This is a genomic window from Halomonas sp. KG2 (genome assembly GCA_030440445.1).
GTDB lineage: Bacteria > Pseudomonadota > Gammaproteobacteria > Pseudomonadales > Halomonadaceae > Vreelandella.
The window spans coordinates 538356-556126 of sequence record CP098528.1 but is presented as its reverse complement, the minus strand read 5'-3'; the positions used below and the strand labels follow the sequence as shown (position 1 = coordinate 556126).

The following is a 17771-nucleotide window of genomic DNA, read 5'->3' as shown; positions in this document are numbered from 1 at the left end:
GACCGCATAACAAACATAATCAACGCGGGCGTATGCTAGAGAGATGGCGTGTAACAGCCAACCAAGCTCCCAGCCAGCCCAGTAGTGTACTGCAAGATAGCAGAATTGTAGAGCCTGTCACATCTAACTGCGGCAACACAAAGTTCGCTCCGTAGCTTGCCGCCAAGGCGGCAACAGGCATCGACAGCCAGTGGTTGCCAAATCCCAACAATCCCAGCGCCAGCAGACCGCCCCCCACGCCGTACCAAGCTCCGCTATAGAGGAAAGGTCGACGGACAAAGGCATGGGTCGCGCCAATGAGCATCACTACTTCGATTTCTCGTCGCCGGCTCTCAACCGAAAGACGGATAGTGTTGCCCACCACCAGCAGCACACCACAGCCAAACAGCACCCCAAGCGCGAGCGCCACCCGCCGCCCAAGATCCGCCAAATGACGCAAACGCTCTACCCAGGCCAAATCCACGCGCACCTCGTCTACCCCAGAGAACGCTTCCAAGCGCTGTGCCAGTTGTGCCATAGCGGCGGGCTCAACGCTGTGTGGATAAATCACAATACTGGCCGGCAGTGGATTATCGTCAAGTCCTGCCAGGGTGTCTTCTATCCCCAGCGACTGCTGAAACTCAACCATACCTTGCTCGGCGCTAATGAGACGCGTCGTTTCGACGCCTGCGTCCGCGATGACCGCTTCTTCAATGCGAACGGACTGTGCAGCGTCTACGGCCGTTTCCAAATAAACGGTGAGGGTTGCACTCTCATCCAGTTCTGCGTCTAGCAGCTTGGCGCTATCCAAGGTTAACCAAAGCGCTGCAGGCAAGACTAACGCAATGGCGATGGCCAGCATGGTTAGCAAATTACCCACAGGATGGCGTACCAGGCGATAAAGGCTATCCAATGCCATTGCACGGTGATGGCGTCCCCAGGCGCGTAAGCGGCTGCTAAAACGTGTTTGCTGTGAACGTGCGCCACGCCGCTCGGCGGGCGGCTCACTGGGGGTTTTGGCCGTTTGTCGTTTTCCCTTGGGCGCTGCGCCTATAGGACGGGGTGTCGCGGCACGTTTCATACGGCCCCCTCATCAGCCACCAGACGACCATCCTGCAAACGCAAAATGCGGTGACGTAGTCGCGCAATCAGCGCTAAGTCGTGACTGGCAACCATCACGGTGGTGCCAATACGATTGAAGTCTTCAAACAGCGCCATAATGTCGGCAGAAAGCTGTGGATCAAGATTACCAGTAGGTTCATCAGCAAGCAGCAGAGCTGGCTTATTAACCACCGCGCGGGCAATGCCCACTCGCTGCTGCTCACCGCCGGAAAGTTCTACCGGTAGCGCTTTTTCGCGGTGTAAAAGCCCGACTTTATCCAATGCTGCACGAACGCGCCGCGCCGTTTCGCGTGGTTCTACCCCCTGGATTTCTAGCGGCAGAGATACATTGCGGAACACGCTGCGATCAAACAGCAGTTGGTGATCTTGAAACACCACGCCAATTTGACGACGGTAAAACGGCACTTGGCTGGCGTGGAGCTCGGCAATATCGTGCCCAGCCACCACGACTCGGCCCCGGCTAGGCTTTTCGAGGCGCATAATCAGTCGCAGCAACGAGCTTTTACCAGCACCAGAATGCCCGGTCAGGAACACCATTTCGCCTCTTGCAACGCGAAAGTTTAGGTGTGCCAGCGCCTCAAAGCGCCCTCCATAGCGCTTACCCACATGTTCAAAAGCGATCATGCGCGGCCATCATCCCCTTGCCGATCAAACAGCGCGTTAACAAAGTCACCTGCCTCAAAGGGGCGGAGATCATCCAGCCCTTCACCCACGCCAATAAAGCGAATCGGTGTTTTTAGCTGCTTCGCCAATGCGAAAATAATCCCGCCCTTGGCGGTACCGTCCAGCTTGGTCAGCGTAATACCACTGATCGGCACGGCGTCGTTAAATGTGCTGGCTTGGGAAATAGCGTTCTGCCCTGTCCCTGCATCCAGCACCAACATCACCTCATGGGGAGCAGTGCTATCCAGCTTCTGCATGACCCGATGAACTTTTTTCAGTTCTTCCATCAGATGGCTCTTGTTGTGCAGCCGTCCTGCTGTGTCGGCAATCAGCACATCCACGCCACGTGATTTGGCAGCCGCCACCGCGTCGTAAATCACGGAAGCGCTATCAGCCCCCGTGTGCTGCGCAATCACCGGCGCGTTGTTACGCTCGCCCCACACTTTAAGCTGCTCAACCGCCGCTGCACGAAAGGTGTCGCCTGCGGCGAGCATGACGCTTTTACCTTCACGCTGAAAACGCTGGGTCAGCTTACCGATAGTCGTTGTTTTACCTACGCCATTAACACCTACCACGAGAATGACAAACGGCCCTTCACTCTCTTTTTCAAAACTTAGCGGCGTCGCTACCGGCGCTAGCATCAACGCCAGCTCTTCTTGCAACCCGCGATAAAGCGCTTCCGGGTTATTCAGTTCTTTGCGCGAAACGCGCGCTTCAAGGCGCTCAATAATCTCGCTAGTGGCTTCAATGCCTACATCCGCCATCAGCAGTTGGGTCTCAAGGTCTTCCAGCAGCTCATCATCAATCTGCTTTTTACCCAGAAACAGATCGGCAATACCGTCCGTTAGATTGGCGCGGGTTTTGCCTAGCCCTGACTTAATACGAGCGAACCAGCCTCTCTTTTCGCCTTTTTCGGCCACGGGCTTCTCTTGAAGAGCCGGCTTAGGGGCAGGCATTGTGGCTGGCTCTGGCTCTGGCTCTGGCTCTGGCTCTGGCTCTGGCTCTGGCTCTGGTTCTGGCTCTGGTTCTGGCTCTGGTTCTGGCTCTGGTTCTGGTTCTGGTTCTGGTTCTGGTTCTGGTTCTGGTTCTGGTTCTGGTTCTGGTTCTGGTTCTGGTTCTGGTTCTGGTTCTGGTTCTGGTTCTGGTTCTGGTTCTGGTTCTGGCTCTGGAACAGAGGCTAACTCAAGCTCTGATTCAATTGTTTGTGCCTCTTCAGCGGTTTCTTCAACGGATGCCTTGTGATCCGCTGGCGCGGTTTCAGGCACTGACGTTTCTTGCACAACCGCTTCCGTCGTTGGCGAGGCCTGCTCTGTTTCATGCTCTAGCGCTGGCTCTTTGGTAACCTCTACTTCGCCATGCTCCTCCTGAGACAGCGCCCGCCGATCTTGCTGCTCCTGTTGGGAGTCGTGCTTTTTCTTACGTTTGAAAAAACCGAACATAGGTGTCATCCGACTAAATAGGTGAACATTGCGATTATCCTACCACCGCAGACCAAGACTTTGGATAAGTAGCCCGCTACAATCCGCGTTATGAAACGACAACGCTCTTCTCGCCCCTCTACTTCTCGCTCATCGACGGCGCAGCGCGGACCTGCCAAACCGCCGGGTAAGCTACGCATAATCGGCGGCGACTTTCGCCGCCGTCAGTTGCCTGTACTCGACCACCCAGGGCTACGCCCCACTCCTGATCGTGTGCGCGAGACCCTATTCAACTGGCTAGGCCAACACCTGTTTGGCAAACAAGTGCTAGACCTCTTTGCCGGCACGGGAGCGCTAGGCTTTGAGGCCCTTTCCCGCGGCGCCAGCAACGTGACGTTTGTCGAGCGCGATTCCCGGGTAGCCGCGCTAATTAGTGAAAATATTATCACCCTTGGCGCCAGTAATGGCCGAGTGGTATCTACCGATGCACTCGCTTTTCTCAACCAACCCTGCCAACTGCCTGCGGATGTTGTCTTCCTTGATCCACCGTTTCATCAAGGCTTAGCCGATTCCTGCTGCTCAGCATTAGAAACCGGCGGCTGGCTTGCAGACGATGCCATGATCTACCTGGAAACTGAAAAGTCGCTCTCTCCAAACGTGCCCACTAACTGGCAGCTGTATCGGGAAACCCAGGCGGGCGAAAGTGCGGCTCGCCTCTATCTTCGTAAACCCGTGTAAACTGCGCTTGCCGCAATCTTGCAGCGGCGTTACGCTCGCCTAACTGAATTACGTTTTTGTCCCCGTTATGACAGGTAGTGTGCCTGTCGACGTTATTGGAGGTAGGCATGAGCCTTGAGTTATTTAACCAGTTGGAACAGAAAATTACCGACACCGTTGAGGCGTTGGAATTAATGAAGCTTGAAAACGAAGAACTGCGTGGCGAAAACGCGCTGCTAAAGCAGGAACGTGAGGAGTGGGAGCGTCGCTTACAGGGCGTACTCAGCAAATTTGAAGATATCGAAAGCGATAGCGTGTCTTAAAGCAAGCGCGACATCAGTAGCGCATCTTCTCTCCCGGCTGCCCCCCGTGCAGCCGGGTAGTAATCTCGCCGCCGACCATCTTCATTGAACTCGTAGTGCTGATAGAGCTTTATCGCACGCTGGTTACTTGCCCGTACTTCGAGCAGTAAGCGCTCGCTTTGCCACTGCCTAGCACAGGCGACCACTTCGCCAAGTAGCTCGCCACCGATCCCCTGCCCCTGCTGCTGTGGAAGCACCCCAATCGCTTGAAGCTCTGCCTCAAATGGCAAACGCACCACGATGGCATAACCAAGTAATATATCGCCAACGGACACATGGCCAACTGGTACAAGTTGTTGCCAGTAACCAATCACCTGTGAACTAGGGTCGTTTAGCGCGTCATGGAGATGCAGCGAACTTATGCCACTGTGAGCTTGCGCTTCTAACGCCTGTAACGCAGCACTATCAGCAACGCTTAATGGGCTTATCACTGGGTGGCAACCTCAGCACGCCACTGCTGACCAAGCGACACCAGCGCAGGCCAAAGCTTACGCTTGGCACTCGCCTGTTCGACAAGTGTCCTCAATGCAGGGCCCTGCCACACGGGCAGCGACAACGTTTGGCTGCGTTGCTGGCTAGCAGCTATGACCCGCGCTAAGGGGGAATCATCGGTTAGTTCGTCAGCTCCCCACCACAACAAGCGTTCCAACTGCCAGCCCTGCCTACCTGCCGCGCCAGCAATAAAGGCAGCTACTCCGTCTTGCGCTTCTTCCAGCGGCTCCTCCGGCGTGAACGTGTTGGCCATTGGCGGCCATTTAAAATACGTCACTGCGGGCATTTCAGCGCTCAACACGCCTGCTGCCCGCAGCATATTAGCCAGCAGTTGCTGCTCAATAGGCGTTATTTCCCCCTCATGAAGGCTTAACCAGCGCCCACCAACACATATACAGGAAAGACTGAACGTCAGAGGCTCAACTTTGCTAACCGGCTTTTTTTCCGGCGTAGAATTTTCCAGTGTAGAAGCAACGGGGGCGTCGGCTGGCTTACTGGCAGGAACAGGAGGCTGGCCCAACAGCGCGCGCACTGCCGCCGGGGCCGAAGAGGATGCCGATGCCGTACCAGTGGTAGCAGCACTATCACCTTTCGGTGACTGATGACGCGGGCGAGGTGCGGGTGCATCGTCTAATAGCGCATGAAGGCGCTCTCGCGGCGGAGTAACAGCAGGCGCATCCTCCCACTCGCACGCCTCCGTAGGTCGTGCGTTAGGCAGTTGATATTTGGCTGCCCAGGCTGTGATACCCATTGCATCCAAATACTGCCGACGGATAACGTCTGGCGTCACTGGCCACCGCCCCGACAGTTAGGCGAATTCGGGCGCTCGCCGCCACGTGCCTGCCACTCTGTTGGAGTGTACAGATGCAACGCCAATGCATGCACGGGCCCAGACAGCTCATCGGCGAGCAGCGCATAAATCTGCTGATGGCGCTTCACCGGCATTATGCCATCGAAGCTATCGCTTACCAGGGTGACTTTAAAGTGTGTCTCAGCGTTAGCCGGCACGTTGTGCATGTGGCTTTCATTTTCTACGTGCAGCACGTCGGGCGTTAACGCCGCTAACTTCTGCTCAATCTGTGTCTGCATCGCCATGAGTACTTTCTCCTTCAATCAGCAACCAATTTATTGTACGCCCTTACTTACTAACAGACGATGCCCGTCGCTCAATGAGAGCACGCTGGGCTAACGCCACCCGGGAAAGGCTCGCCACTAACGCTAGCAGCGTGGTGCCAGCTCCCAGCCATAGGGTTATCTGTACAGGCGAACCCAACGCCAAGGCCGCCCCTACCAATGCCACCCCAAGTGATTGTCCAACGGTACGGGTAGTGCTCATCACGCCGGAGACATTAGCACTTCGCTCAGGCGGAAGACTGCCCATCATTTCGCGGTTGTTAGGTGGCTGAAACAGACCAAAGCCGATGCCACACAAGGCGGTGCGCCACAGGCTGCCTGCCACGCCGGTAGATTCATCCACGAGTGCTAGCGCCACTAATCCCATCATCAGCATTATCAAGCCTGCGCTTGAAAGAAGACTCGGGTTGATCCGGTCAGCTAAACGACCAGCCAGGGGGCCAACCACCATAATCGCTAACGGCCAAGGGGTGAACAACCAAGCTGTTTCCAGTGGCGAGAATCCCATCTGCTCCTGATAAAAAAACGACAGCGCAACAAACGTTAGCCCCTGACCGATAAAGGCCAACCCTGACGCTGAAACAGCCAGCGTAAAGCGTTTCTCAGCAAATATACTCAGCGATAACAGCGGATAAGGTGCGTAGCGCTGGCGTCGAATAAACAGCCCACAAGCCAGCACCGCTATCACCGCCCAGCCACCGCTTTGCCATAGCGGTGCAGCATGGCCAACTGCATCCATCGCGAGAAAGAAACTGGCTAGCATCAGCATAGACAACAGTGCACCCAGCACATCAAAGCTGCCCCGACGTGGTTTATCTCGGGGCAACGCACGACTAGCCAGCCATAGTGAACACACACCAAGCGGAACATTAAGTGCAAACAACCAAGGCCAGTCGACAAACGAGAGGATGACGCCGCTCAACGTTGGGCCGGCTGCATAGCCACCGGCTACCACTAACGCGCTAAGCCCTAAAGCGCTACCCAATAGACGTGACGGAAAAATTGCCCGATACAACGACGGACCGATGGACAGCGTGGCCGCTGCCCCCAACCCTTGCAGGGCGCGGAATATCAGTAGCGTTTCTAGATTACGCGACAGCGCCGCCCCTAACGCCGCGAAAACGAAGGTGGCCAAACCAAATAAATAGAGCCGCCTGCGGGTGATCAGCTCACTTATGCCTGCGAACACTAATAAGAACGCCGCGCAGACCACTTGAAATAAATTGGTGATCCATACCGCTCTGGAGGCAGGCACATTTAGATCTGCGGCAATCGTCGGGAGTGCTAAATTAATCATGGTGGTGTCGACCACCGCCATTAGCGTGCCGGTGACGAGTGCCAGTACGGCAAGCGCACGCGCGGGGCCCGGCAAACCATCGTCACCCGCCCGAGTTTCAAACAATCGCATGGTGGTTCGTTCCTAAACTGCACCATTAAAAACAATAAAACCGGCCTGGGCCGGTTCCACAATACGCTTACATTAAGACGGCAATGCGCTAGTCTTGCTCATTGTCGAGCAGAAGTGCGTCATCAACCTCTGAAATTTCGAGGGCGGTTTCGTCGTCAAGGTCAATCGCAAGGTAGCTATGCTCAATGCGTAAAAAGTCTTGAAACAGTGCCCAGTCAAGCTTTTCTGGCCATTGGCGCTCATCCTCTTCCCAAGCACGCAGCTCGGTCTCTAGGATTTCTACATAGCGCTCACGAACAAACGTTTCCAGCGCTTCAGGGGTATCCATCTCTGGGATAAGGTATACCGTACTTTCACGTTCGACGTCGTCCAGGGTCAGGTCGTCGTCTCCCATGGTGGGTTCGAGCGCATTGATCCAGTCCACGAAGGTCTGGGTCGGCCTGACGCTCAGGGCAGAGCGATTTAGCAGTTTCATGGGATTCTCCTCGCCGTCGAAACGTTGATCATTATGGGTGCTAACGGATTAGTTTGCCATCGGTGCAGACGCAATATCGATTGATTCGGTAAAATGCTGAAGAATTTTTAGCTAACAACACCGTTACTTACCGACACGGCTGTTACAGTCCTATGTACAGCCCTTGCCGGATAGACCATTAGGATACGCTCAATGAATACACAGACACGACTTGAAGCGATTAAGCACAGCGTCGAACAGAACGAGCTGACCTGGCCTAACGCTGACATCACTCTCGACCAAGACAACGATTCACTGGTATTTACGCTCAAGGACTACGGCGACTTACCTGTTACCCTGACGCATTGCGAGCAAGAGTGGTTGGTGATGACCGAAGTGGCTCCCACCAGCGCGGTTGAGAATATCCATACCTTCAACGATGCTTTGTTACGTTTAGGCATGACCCTACCGTTAGTGAGTGTTGGTATCCACACCCTGGGTGACGAAGATTACTATGTGGTCTATGGCCAACTGTTTGCAGATTGCAAACTTGAGGCCATCAGTGCTGAAGTCGAAGCTTGCGCTCAGGCTGCACTGGAAATTGCCGATTTAATCGGTTGATTCAAATACTCACGAGTTAACGTGATCCAGGCACCAGCCAAGTATCGCCTGTTGTTAAGTATCACCCTGTTGTTCGTCCCGCGCGCAAGCGTCGGATTGGCTCGACTTAAGGAGTTACCCAATGTTACTACGCAAAATGTTTACCGCCCTGCGCGGCAAAGCCACTGAAACCGGCGAAGCGATTGTCGATAGTCAGGGGATTCGTATCATGGAGCAGGAACTGCGTGACGCTAAAACAGCCATGAACCGGGCCAATGAAGAACTCACGACCATCATGGCCAGGCGTAACCTTGCCGCCAAGGAAGTGGATACGCTGTCGGACAAAATGGCCGAGTATGAAAAAAGCGCCATGGCCGCGCTTGAAAAAGGCGAGCAGAGCTTAGCTGAAGAAGTCGCAGGGGAAATTGCCCGCTTGGAAAGCGAGCGCGAAATCTCTCAGGCCAATGTCACCCAATACGATGGCACTATCGAAGCACTGAAGTCGACCATCGCTAAATCGAAAAGTGAAATTCGCCGCGTTGAGCAGCAGATGTCCCACGTCAAGGCCACTGAAGCCGCGCAAAAAGCACAGGCTGCTGTCGCGTCTCAACACGCTGGACAAAACGCTAGCATGAACAGCGCCGTTGCCTCCCTTGAGCGTATTAAAGAGCGCCAAGCCCTACAGGCTGAAAAGCTCAAGATCGGCGAATCAATGCAAGCGCAAGACTCCGGCGCTGACTTGGAAGCACGCCTTTCCCAGGCGGGTATCGGTAAACAGCAAACATCAGGAAGCGATGTTCTGGCTCGCCTAAAAGCCAAGCAAAATGCTGGCAACTGAGTGCCAACGTTAATACAACCGTCTGAACGCAAGGAAGACTGACGCCATGCCAGTGCTACAACGGCTACTGAAAGTTCTTAAAGCCTCTACGATTAACGTCAGTTGGACATTCTTGCTGTTGCTGGCGCTGGCACATATGGCAACCTCATGGATGTTAATGGGGCTCTCCGGCGAAGAGGTTGCCAACTCACTACCATTGTGGCTGTATTTTTACGTCGTTACAGCCTCCACGGTGGGCTATGGAGACTTCTCACCAAGCTCAACCGCGGGGCAGTTGATCGCTGTGTTTTACCTGATCCCGGGCGGTATTGCGCTATTTGCTGCCCTGATTGGCAAGGCAACCGTCACGGTAGGCAACTTTTGGAGGCAGCAAATGCAAGGAAAAGGCGATTACAGCGATCTTACCGGTCACACGGTCGTGCTGGGCTGGCATGGAGAAACCACTGAAAAAATTATTGATATTCTCAAAGCTGATCGGCAGCTCCCCGATGAAATCGTGCTATGCGTCACCAAAGATATCAATAACCCTCGTCCAGGCGACCTAAAATTCGTCAAGGGCGATAGCTTCGCCAACATCGAGCTTCTCAAGCGCGCCGGTGTTGAAAACGCCAGCCGTATTATTATCTATGATGGCAGCGATGAACGCGTGGCTACCGTAGCGCTTTCCGCTTACAGCCTGAAATCACCTGGCTGCCATATCGTTGCCCACTGCGAAAACCCTAATACCGCAGCGATGTTGCGCCGAACATTGCCGGGCATCGAATGCACCGAGGCCCTGGCACTGGAAATGCTCGTGCGTTCAGCCACCGATGCAGGCATAAGTCGCGTCGTGAATGAGCTGCTCGCCGTCAATCATGGTGCCACTCAATATCAAACGCGGCTGCAAGATATTCCTAAAGGCAGCACATTTGGCCAATTATTCGCCCTAGCCAAGGAAACGCATAATGCCACCCTGCTCGGCGTCACTTCCGTTAGCGGCGAGGCGAATATGCTCAACCCGCCCTCCACCCGTGAGCTAAGCGACGGTGATGTGCTGTATTACATGGCCTATGAGCGTCTGACGTCGGCACATTTTTCATCGCTGCTGGCATGATATCCCACCGTTCCATGGAGGTTCATCACCATGCTTGGTTCACTTAAATCACTGTTTCGTGCCAACAGTAAAGGCGTGCAGCAAAAGCATGCCAGCGACACCGCCCAACGCTCTAGCGGACTGCCCGTCGGCATGACCCCTGACGACTTCAACGGTCTTCGGCTTGGCGGTATGGTGTCGCTCAATATGCTGTCGCTGAAAGCGTTCGACAGCCTGAACTTTGATGCCAGTTGGAGTGGCGCAGCGCAGGAAATAGCCGCGATTGGCGTCGTCGAACTCGGCCAGGGCGAACAGCTCGCGCGCTTTTATCTGGAAAATGACACCTGGATCCAAGCCTCCATTGCTAACGGCAAGGTGTTTGAATACAAACTGTTCGATTTCCTGTCGTCACAACATGTTTCTAATCTTGAATTTGATGGCCTGATCAATCAGCCGGATAGCCAGGCACCCGCTCATCCACTCGGCCAGAGCAGCTTTACGCTGGAAGCAGGCGACGACATTCCAGACGACCTTAAACGCTATCAACGCGTATGGGGCGCTGAAAGCAGCGCATGGTCAGCCCCGGTAGTGCTTGAGGAAACAGTGACTCGCGCTAATGGCAGCGGGATTTCCCAAGTCACGCACCACTGCATGCTTTATGAGCGCCAAGATCAGGCCTCAGAGCGCTTTGAATATATCCTACTCAGTGCTGAAGCAGATGAGCTGGAAGGCAGTTATCAATTAGTCACCAGCCTGGGCATCGATATCAGCGCAGTGATTATCGAAGCGCATTGATGGCCACCGGTAAGACTCACTGATCACCATTCACGACTTACGCTCACCACGTACGGCTTACGATTCACCACTCACAATTGACGACTAAAAAAGGAAACGATAATGGGCAATATCGGTATGTATTTGGCAGGCCTGCCAGCATTTTTCGCCTATCTGGTCACCGCCGCCATCCTGCTGGTAGCGTTCATGGTCGCGTACAGCAAGATTACCCCGCATCATGAATGGAAGCTGATCCAGGAAGGCAACGTCGCAGCGGCAACCGCCTTTGGCGGCGCTACCCTAGGCTTTACCATACCGCTCTACAGCGCTATGGCGAACAGCGTGAGTTTCATTGATTTTATCGCCTGGGGCATCATCGCCTTTATCGTGCAGATCGTTACCTTCTTTGCCATCAAGCTGGTGTTGAAAAGCAAAGGACAGAGCCTTTCCGGACATATTACCGATGGCCACGTCGCATACGGTATTTTCGCGGCAACTATCGCTATCGCGGTTGGCCTGCTCAACGCCGCGTCCATGATCTGGTAAGGGGAGACTTTCATGCAATCATCTAACCAGCCACCGCGCCGCAAGCGCAGTTCTCGGCTAACCCTGGCCTTGATGGGCGCGGCCGGAACAGCCGCGTTAGCCGGCTGTGGGCAGTCATCTCCGCCGCAGGACACGCTATCGGACATCAACTTTTCTGAGCCTAAGGCCTACCAGAACGTCGACGAGTGCGTAGCAGACGAGCTTTACACGCGCACCGCCTGTGAAGCGGCGTTTACGGCAGCCGTTGAAGCGGTTCCGCGCTTTGACTCCTTAGAAGCTTGCGAACAGGTACATGGCGAAGGTGCCTGTGAGCCCCCTCCCCAATCAGCTCAACAGGGGCAAGGTGGCAGTTGGTTTGGTCCCGCACTGATGGGCTATATGGTTGGCAATATGATGGCCAACCGCAATGGCGCGCGGGTACAAAGCCTGTATCAAGAGCCGGTCTACCGTACCCGTCAGAATCGCGGCGACTGGAACGCTGCGTCGTCTTCGGCTTCTTCACGGGTGGATCAACGTAACAAGGCCTTCCGCTCATCGGTTATGCAGTCCAACCAACGGGCAACCCAACGCTCTGGGTTTGGTTCGCGCTCCAGCGCGCGAGGTGGGTTTGGCTCCTAAGCTAACCACCGTTTGGTTACTATCTTTCGACGCACTCACCTGCGCCAGCAAGGAGCCGTTTTATGTTGCGCGTTGCCATTACTGAACGCCCTCAATGGCGCGAACTGGCGCACCAGCTAGGGTTTCACTTCCATACTATTGAAGGGGAGCCCTACTGGACAGAGGATGCCTATTACCAGTTCACGTTGGCCCAGATCGAACAAGACATTGAGGATCCCACCGAGGCGCTGCACGAGATGTGCATGGATGCCGTTGACCGGGTCTGCCAGTCTGATGCCCTGCTTCACCAGTTAAATATTCCCGAGCAGATGTGGGGCGTTATTCGTGCCTCCTGGCACAATGGCCAGCCACACCTCTATGGGCGCATGGATTTTGCCTATAGCGGTAATGGGCCTGCCAAACTGCTAGAGCTTAACTACGATACCCCCACCAGTATTTACGAGGCGGGCTTCTTTCAGTGGCTGTGGCTTGAGCAGGTGATCGAACAGCGCCTGCTGCCTGCCCACGCCGACCAATTCAATTCGATCCAGGAACGCATGATTGCTGCCCTCGCCCACATCGGGCAGCGCCTTGAACGCGATCCACCAGCCTCTCCGGCACTGCACTTCGCCTCCATCAAAGCGCATGAAGAAGATCGCGCCACCGTTGCTTACCTGCAGGACTGTGCCCTACAGGCAGGGCTGAATGCCCCTTTTATCCATATCGAAGACATCGGCTATCAACCCAACACCGACCACGGCTGTTTTGTTGATCTGGAAAACCGGCCCATCCGCGCACTGTTTAAGCTCTACCCCTGGGAAGAAATGAGCGATGACGCTTTCGGTGAGCTGCTGCCCATGATGCAAACCCACTGGTTCGAACCACCGTGGAAAGCCATTCTCAGCAATAAGGGCATCCTGCCGTTGCTCTGGCAGTGGCATGAAGGTCACCCCAACCTGTTACCGGCGTATTTTGACACTAGTGATGGCACGTCGCTGACACCCGGTTGGGTGCGCAAACCGTTTTTCTCTCGAGAGGGTAGCAATATTGAGCTGATGACCACGAGTGGCCAGTACGAAGCCGTTGATGGCCCCTATACCGACAACCCGCGTATTTTGCAGGCCTACCACCCACTGCCGCGCTTTGGTGAGCGGCATGCCCTGATCGGCAGTTGGGTAGTCGGTGACAAGGCGTGCGGCATTGGTATTCGTGAAGACGTTGGCAAAATCACCAAGGACTCCAGCTGCTTCGTACCGCACGCTATTGTCTAGAGCTTGTCAGCGTTACTCGCTAGCTTCGGGGCGCATCGCTGGGAACAGCAGTACGTCCCGAATAGAGGGGCTATCGGTAAACAGCATCACTAAACGGTCAATGCCAATTCCCTCACCCGCCGTTGGCGGTAAGCCATACTCCAACGCGCGGACGTAGTCAGCGTCAAAATACATCGCCTCCAGGTCACCGGCATCTTTCTCGGCTGCCTGTTCGCGGAAGCGTTCAGCCTGATCTTCGGCGTCATTAAGCTCCGAGAAGCCGTTGGCAATTTCTCGGCCACCAACAAAGAACTCGAAACGGTCGGTAACGAAAGGATTAGCATCGTTACGACGCGCCAGCGGGCTAACTTCTGCGGGATATTCAGTAATGAACGTCGGCTGGTCCAGCTTGTGCTCGGCCACCTCTTCGAAGATCTCGGTCTGAACTTTACCCAGTCCCCAGCTCTCCTTCACTTTAATGCCCAGCTTTTCTGCAACCACTTGTGCGGCTTCCAGCGTGTCCAAATCCGCATCGGTGATGCCGTCGCCATGATCAAGAATCGCTTGGCGTAGCGTCAGCCGTTGAAACGGCTTCCCGAAGTCGTAGCTCGCGCCTTGGTACTCTATCATCGTGGTGCCCAGCACTTCTTGGGCCGCCGTGCGCAGCATGGCTTCGGTCATATCGAGCAGGTCACGATAATCCGCGTAGGCCCAATAGAATTCGACCATGGTGAACTCAGGGTTATGTCGTGTAGATAACCCTTCGTTACGGAAATTACGGTTGATTTCAAAAACCTTCTCGAAACCACCCACCACCAGACGCTTGAGGTAAAGCTCCGGTGCAATACGCAGGTACATATCAATATCCAGCGCATTGTGGTGAGTAATAAACGGCCGTGCTGCCGCACCGCCGGGGATCGGCTGCAGCATCGGCGTTTCAACTTCCATAAAGCCGCGAGCTTCAAAGAAGCGGCGCATGGAGCTGATTACCGCCGCGCGAGTTTCAAATACCTTACGTGACTGCGGGTTCATGATCAGGTCCACGTAGCGCTGGCGATAACGCGCTTCCTGATCGGTCAGGCCGTGGAACTTATCCGGCAGCGGACGCAGGCTCTTGGTCAACAGCTGCGCCTCAACCATCATCACGTACAGATCGCCCTTACCCGATTTGTGCACTGGGCCACGGGCAGCGACGATATCACCGATATCCCACCCTTTGATGTCCTCAAGCACATCAGCAGGCAAGCCCTTTTTATCCACGTAGAGCTGGATTTGGCCAGCCACATCTTGAATCACGATAAACGGGCCACGCTTACGCATGACGCGACCAGCCACCGACGCCTGATGATCAAGCGTTTCAAGCTCCGCTTTATCCTTTTCGCCCAGCAGGTCGTGTAGCTCAACCGTGAGGCTGTCACGGCGAAAATCGTTCGGGAAAGCGCTCTTACCTTGCTCAGCGGCGCGCTCACGGCGAGCCGCGAGCTTGGCACGGCGCTCAGCGATTAGGTGGTTTTCGTTATCGAGAGAAGACGCGTCTTGGTTAGCCATCGGGCACCCTGTTCAATGTTCAAACGCTAAAAAAATTACAAACCCTGCTTTAGGCTAGCGACGATAAACTGGTCTAAATCGCCGTCGAGCACTTTGTCGCAGTTACTAGACTGAACGCCAGTGCGCAGGTCTTTGATGCGCTGATCGTCCAGTACATATGAGCGAATTTGGCTACCCCAGCCGATATCGGCTTTAGAGTCTTCCGCTTCCTGCTTGGCCGCATTGCGCTTTTGCATTTCGTGCTCCCACAACTTGGCCTTCAACTGCTTCATGGCGAAGTCGCGGTTAGCGTGCTGGCTGCGCTGATTCTGACATGCCACCACGATACCGCTGGGCTCGTGGGTAATCCTCACCGCTGAGTCGGTGGTGTTAACGTGCTGACCACCTGCACCGCTGGAACGGTAGGTATCTACTCGCAGATCAGAGGGATTAATTTCAACCTCAAAACTGTCGTCAATTTCAGGCGACAGAAACACCGATGCAAACGACGTATGACGACGGCCGCCGGAATCAAACGGGCTTTTACGTACTAAACGGTGAACACCTGTTTCGGTGCGCAACCATCCGAAGGCATAGTCACCTTGAATATGCAGCGACGCCGATTTAATGCCTGCTACTTCGCCAGCAGAAATTTCGATAATCTCTGCTTTGAAACCGTGGCTCTCTGCCCAGCGTAAGTACATACGCAGCAGGATATTCGCCCAGTCTTGAGCTTCGGTACCGCCCGACCCCGACTGAATATCCAGATAAGCGTTGTTCTCATCCATTTCACCGGAAAACATGCGACGAAACTCAAGCTTCTCCAGTGCTACTTGCAGACCATCGAGCTCTTTGCGCACCTCATCAACGGTGCCTTCATCCTCTTCCATCTCAGCAAGTTCAAGCAGGTCACGGCTATCAGCCAGGCCCTGATCAAGCTCATCGATGGTGGCGACAATCGCTTCAAGCGATGCGCGCTCTTTACCCAGCTTCTGGGCATAGTCTGGATCGTTCCAGACATTAGGGTCTTCAAGTTCGCGGGATACTTCTTCTAGCCGATCTTTGCGTTCGGCATAGTCAAAGATACCCCCTAAGAACGTCTGTCCGCTCAGACAGGTCCTTGATCTGGTTATGAATCGGATTAGTTTCCAACATGGATCGCCTAGCCTTGGTCAGTATCGCACGGTTCAAAAGAGACAGGCGCCGCTGGGGCAGCTAGGCGCCTAGGCTTAAAAATGCCAACGCTAGCCGCCCCAGCGGCGAAATTCTGAGACACATTGTAACGAAAGCCAACGCTTACCGCACCCACCCTGAAAAAGGATCGCCATGCAAAAAACCCGGCTTACGCCGGGTTTATAGGTAAAGCGAGTCAAACAGTCAGCTTATGATCAGAAGCGATAGGTAAGCTGAGCACCGAAGCCATGGGCTTCGTTTTTGAAGTCGGCCGAGTAGTTAGAGGTAATCGGTGGTGTTTGCTGCCCCGCCACGGTGAAGCTGTCGGTTTTGCTTTGATCAACATGGGTGCTGCGCTCGGTAAGGTACGAGTAGGCAACGTCCAAGGTTAGATCTGGCGTCGGGCTCCAGCCTGCACCAATCGAGAAAATACGGCGGTCGTCAGAGGGAATACGCACGCTGCGCGTGGCATCCTGGGTGGGTGTAAAGTCCAGTGCTACCCCGGCACGCAGTGCTAGCGTTGGCGTTAACTGATACTCGCCACCGGTAGAGAATGCCCACGCATTAGAGTAGTTCTGCTGTTCGTTGGTAATCTCACCACGCTCAGTACCGGTGACCAAAATCTGGTCAAAGCGGCTCCAGCGTGCCCAGGAAACACCAAACATCAGCTTCAGCTTGTCGCTCATTTGCTGAGTCAGCGAGAAGTTGACTGTTTCAGGCGTTGTTAAATCCAACGCTGCCGTATCTGTTACTGTACCGATCCCTAGCTGATCCAGCACAGGTGAGTTCGCCGCAAAGCTGCCTTCTAGATTGAAATCTACTTTTGAACGGTACGTTAAACCAAAGGTAGTTTCAGGTACTGGCTGATAGATGACACCCAAGTTATAGCCCCAGGCCTCATCATCACCTTCTACACGTGAATCCACTTCAGAAAGGCCCAGCGGTGTTGCCACTGGTACCTGACGGCGAAGTTCGCCTTCTACGCGGTTATAGGTAAGACCCGCACCAACAGACCACTGCTCGTTGAAGCGATAAGAGACCGTCGGCTGAGCTGTCATCACTTTTACTTCGGTGTAGTTGCCCTGGTTACGCCCCTGAAAATCATTTTCGTATTCGGTTTTAGAACCAAATGGCGCGTAGACGCCAAAACCGAATGCCAGTTGCTCGTTAACAGGGTGTGCATAAAAGGCGAAGGGAACTAATGTACCTGGCACCATATCGCCATCGTTAGAACCTGCCACTGGCAACGTATCTGTCGCGCCTCCTGTCGCCTGAAGAAAAGCAGGGCTACTCTGTGAGGCACGGACATTAGAAATGTCACTATTCACGTTTAGGAACGTGCCACCTACTGTAATTTGGGCACGATCAAGAAACGACATACCCGCCGGGTTACCGTACACAATAGTTGCATCATGCACATTTGAGCTACGTCCTGCATGACCATACCCCTGTCCGCTGACGCTCTGCTCATTGATTTGATAACCGCCTGCTTGCGCCTGACTGGCAAAAGCGACTGATGCTACTGCGGCCGCCAAGGTGAGCTTTTTAAATTTATTATGCATAGTGGGCCTCTCTTCCCGATGATCCGATGGATACTTCCATCCACCTTCTTTGTTCTAACACCTCAGTTTTCGCCCAATGGCCG

At 54.5% G+C, this 17771-nt stretch carries 20 protein-coding genes; 9 read left to right on the top strand and 11 right to left on the bottom strand.

From position 1 onward, the window contains the following. Positions 1–19: 19 nt before the first annotated feature. From ftsX to ftsY, 3 genes are read right to left on the bottom strand one after another with little or no spacing between them, the layout of a single operon-like run. Positions 20–1060: a permease-like cell division protein FtsX gene (gene ftsX, locus NDQ72_02720; protein WKD28872.1), complete on the bottom strand. Its 1041-nt coding sequence runs from the start codon at positions 1058–1060 to the stop codon at positions 20–22. Next, positions 1057–1725: a cell division ATP-binding protein FtsE gene (ftsE, locus tag NDQ72_02715; protein ID WKD28871.1), complete on the bottom strand. Its 669-nt coding sequence runs from the start codon at positions 1723–1725 to the stop codon at positions 1057–1059. The genes ftsX and ftsE overlap by 4 nt, the downstream gene beginning before the upstream one ends. After that, the gene (ftsY, locus tag NDQ72_02710) at positions 1722–3203 is read right to left on the bottom strand and encodes a signal recognition particle-docking protein FtsY (protein WKD28870.1); all 1482 of its coding nucleotides are present in this window, start codon (positions 3201–3203) and stop codon (positions 1722–1724) included. Before ftsY ends, ftsE begins: the two co-directional genes overlap by 4 nt. Positions 3204–3293: 90 nt before the next feature. On the opposite strand from ftsY, the gene rsmD reads away from it, so the two are divergent. Then, positions 3294–3920 carry a 16S rRNA (guanine(966)-N(2))-methyltransferase RsmD gene (gene rsmD, locus NDQ72_02705; GenBank protein ID WKD28869.1) on the top strand — a complete coding sequence of 209 codons (627 nt, stop codon included), beginning with the start codon at positions 3294–3296 and terminating at the stop codon, positions 3918–3920. Positions 3921–4027: 107 nt separating this feature from the next. Further along, on the top strand, positions 4028–4222 hold the full coding sequence (locus NDQ72_02700; protein ID WKD28868.1) for a cell division protein ZapB: 195 nt from the start codon (positions 4028–4030) through the stop codon (positions 4220–4222). Here NDQ72_02700 and NDQ72_02695 read toward each other — a convergent pair. The 5 genes from NDQ72_02695 to NDQ72_02675 form a co-directional block, all read right to left on the bottom strand. Continuing rightward, on the bottom strand, positions 4219–4692 hold the full coding sequence (locus NDQ72_02695) for a GNAT family N-acetyltransferase (GenBank protein WKD28867.1): 474 nt from the start codon (positions 4690–4692) through the stop codon (positions 4219–4221). The genes NDQ72_02700 and NDQ72_02695 overlap by 4 nt on opposite strands. Then, positions 4689–5543, bottom strand: a complete 855-nt coding sequence (locus NDQ72_02690; GenBank protein WKD28866.1) for a hypothetical protein — start codon at positions 5541–5543, stop codon at positions 4689–4691. Before NDQ72_02690 ends, NDQ72_02695 begins: the two co-directional genes overlap by 4 nt. After that, on the bottom strand, positions 5540–5848 hold the full coding sequence (locus tag NDQ72_02685; protein ID WKD28865.1) for a BolA/IbaG family iron-sulfur metabolism protein: 309 nt from the start codon (positions 5846–5848) through the stop codon (positions 5540–5542). Before NDQ72_02685 ends, NDQ72_02690 begins: the two co-directional genes overlap by 4 nt. Before the next feature lie 43 nt (positions 5849–5891). After that, positions 5892–7295, bottom strand: coding sequence for an MFS transporter (locus tag NDQ72_02680; GenBank protein WKD28864.1), 1404 nt, complete (start codon positions 7293–7295; stop codon positions 5892–5894). Between the two features lie 88 nt (positions 7296–7383). Continuing rightward, positions 7384–7770, bottom strand: coding sequence for a hypothetical protein (locus NDQ72_02675; protein ID WKD28863.1), 387 nt, complete (start codon positions 7768–7770; stop codon positions 7384–7386). Positions 7771–7962: 192 nt separating this feature from the next. On the opposite strand from NDQ72_02675, the gene NDQ72_02670 reads away from it, so the two are divergent. The 7 genes from NDQ72_02670 (at position 7963) to NDQ72_02640 (ending at position 13447) form a co-directional block, all read left to right on the top strand. Further along, on the top strand, positions 7963–8370 hold the full coding sequence (locus NDQ72_02670) for a YjfI family protein (GenBank protein ID WKD28862.1): 408 nt from the start codon (positions 7963–7965) through the stop codon (positions 8368–8370). 121 nt (positions 8371–8491) lie between these two features. Then, the gene (locus NDQ72_02665; GenBank protein ID WKD28861.1) at positions 8492–9187 is read left to right on the top strand and encodes a PspA/IM30 family protein; all 696 of its coding nucleotides are present in this window, start codon (positions 8492–8494) and stop codon (positions 9185–9187) included. Between the two features lie 46 nt (positions 9188–9233). Continuing rightward, the gene (locus tag NDQ72_02660; protein WKD28860.1) at positions 9234–10280 is read left to right on the top strand and encodes an ion channel; all 1047 of its coding nucleotides are present in this window, start codon (positions 9234–9236) and stop codon (positions 10278–10280) included. A gap of 30 nt (positions 10281–10310) precedes the next feature. After that, positions 10311–11054, top strand: a complete 744-nt coding sequence (locus tag NDQ72_02655) for a YjfK family protein (protein ID WKD28859.1) — start codon at positions 10311–10313, stop codon at positions 11052–11054. Between the two features lie 102 nt (positions 11055–11156). After that, positions 11157–11579 carry a DUF350 domain-containing protein gene (locus NDQ72_02650; protein ID WKD28858.1) on the top strand — a complete coding sequence of 141 codons (423 nt, stop codon included), beginning with the start codon at positions 11157–11159 and terminating at the stop codon, positions 11577–11579. 12 nt (positions 11580–11591) lie between these two features. Next, positions 11592–12197 carry a DUF1190 domain-containing protein gene (locus NDQ72_02645; protein ID WKD28857.1) on the top strand — a complete coding sequence of 202 codons (606 nt, stop codon included), beginning with the start codon at positions 11592–11594 and terminating at the stop codon, positions 12195–12197. A gap of 62 nt (positions 12198–12259) precedes the next feature. Further along, positions 12260–13447 (top strand): glutathionylspermidine synthase family protein, encoded by a 1188-nt coding sequence (locus NDQ72_02640; GenBank protein WKD28856.1) that lies wholly within the window; start codon positions 12260–12262, stop codon positions 13445–13447. A gap of 12 nt (positions 13448–13459) precedes the next feature. On the opposite strand, the gene lysS is transcribed toward NDQ72_02640, so the two are convergent. The 3 genes from lysS to NDQ72_02625 form a co-directional block, all read right to left on the bottom strand. Beyond that, positions 13460–14974, bottom strand: coding sequence for a lysine--tRNA ligase (gene lysS / locus NDQ72_02635; GenBank protein WKD28855.1), 1515 nt, complete (start codon positions 14972–14974; stop codon positions 13460–13462). A gap of 35 nt (positions 14975–15009) precedes the next feature. After that, positions 15010–16105 (bottom strand): peptide chain release factor 2 gene (gene prfB / locus NDQ72_02630; protein WKD30337.1). Its coding sequence is split into 2 segments (ribosomal slippage): positions 15010–16032 and positions 16034–16105, totalling 1095 coding nucleotides; the frame shifts between segments, so codons are not numbered across the junction. 236 nt (positions 16106–16341) lie between these two features. Next, positions 16342–17688: an OmpP1/FadL family transporter gene (locus NDQ72_02625; protein WKD28854.1), complete on the bottom strand. Its 1347-nt coding sequence runs from the start codon at positions 17686–17688 to the stop codon at positions 16342–16344. Between the last annotated feature and the right edge of the window lie 83 nt (positions 17689–17771).

Bases quoted from the DNA above. Each gene is read 5' to 3' on its own strand.
- NDQ72_02660 (WKD28860.1), top strand. From the start codon at position 9,234: ATGCCAGTGCTACAACGGCTACTGAAAGTTCTTAAAGCCTCTACGATT.
- NDQ72_02675 (WKD28863.1), bottom strand. From the start codon at position 7,770: ATGAAACTGCTAAATCGCTCTGCCCTGAGCGTCAGGCCGACCCAGACC.
- NDQ72_02670 (WKD28862.1), top strand. From the start codon at position 7,963: ATGAATACACAGACACGACTTGAAGCGATTAAGCACAGCGTCGAACAG.
- rsmD (WKD28869.1), top strand. From the start codon at position 3,294: ATGAAACGACAACGCTCTTCTCGCCCCTCTACTTCTCGCTCATCGACG.
- NDQ72_02645 (WKD28857.1), top strand. From the start codon at position 11,592: ATGCAATCATCTAACCAGCCACCGCGCCGCAAGCGCAGTTCTCGGCTA.
- lysS (WKD28855.1), bottom strand. From the start codon at position 14,974: ATGGCTAACCAAGACGCGTCTTCTCTCGATAACGAAAACCACCTAATC.
- ftsY (WKD28870.1), bottom strand. From the start codon at position 3,203: ATGTTCGGTTTTTTCAAACGTAAGAAAAAGCACGACTCCCAACAGGAG.
- NDQ72_02700 (WKD28868.1), top strand. From the start codon at position 4,028: ATGAGCCTTGAGTTATTTAACCAGTTGGAACAGAAAATTACCGACACC.
- NDQ72_02665 (WKD28861.1), top strand. From the start codon at position 8,492: ATGTTACTACGCAAAATGTTTACCGCCCTGCGCGGCAAAGCCACTGAA.
- NDQ72_02680 (WKD28864.1), bottom strand. From the start codon at position 7,295: ATGCGATTGTTTGAAACTCGGGCGGGTGACGATGGTTTGCCGGGCCCC.
- ftsX (WKD28872.1), bottom strand. From the start codon at position 1,060: ATGAAACGTGCCGCGACACCCCGTCCTATAGGCGCAGCGCCCAAGGGA.
- NDQ72_02650 (WKD28858.1), top strand. From the start codon at position 11,157: ATGGGCAATATCGGTATGTATTTGGCAGGCCTGCCAGCATTTTTCGCC.
- NDQ72_02655 (WKD28859.1), top strand. From the start codon at position 10,311: ATGCTTGGTTCACTTAAATCACTGTTTCGTGCCAACAGTAAAGGCGTG.
- ftsE (WKD28871.1), bottom strand. From the start codon at position 1,725: ATGATCGCTTTTGAACATGTGGGTAAGCGCTATGGAGGGCGCTTTGAG.
- NDQ72_02625 (WKD28854.1), bottom strand. From the start codon at position 17,688: ATGCATAATAAATTTAAAAAGCTCACCTTGGCGGCCGCAGTAGCATCA.
- NDQ72_02640 (WKD28856.1), top strand. From the start codon at position 12,260: ATGTTGCGCGTTGCCATTACTGAACGCCCTCAATGGCGCGAACTGGCG.
- NDQ72_02685 (WKD28865.1), bottom strand. From the start codon at position 5,848: ATGGCGATGCAGACACAGATTGAGCAGAAGTTAGCGGCGTTAACGCCC.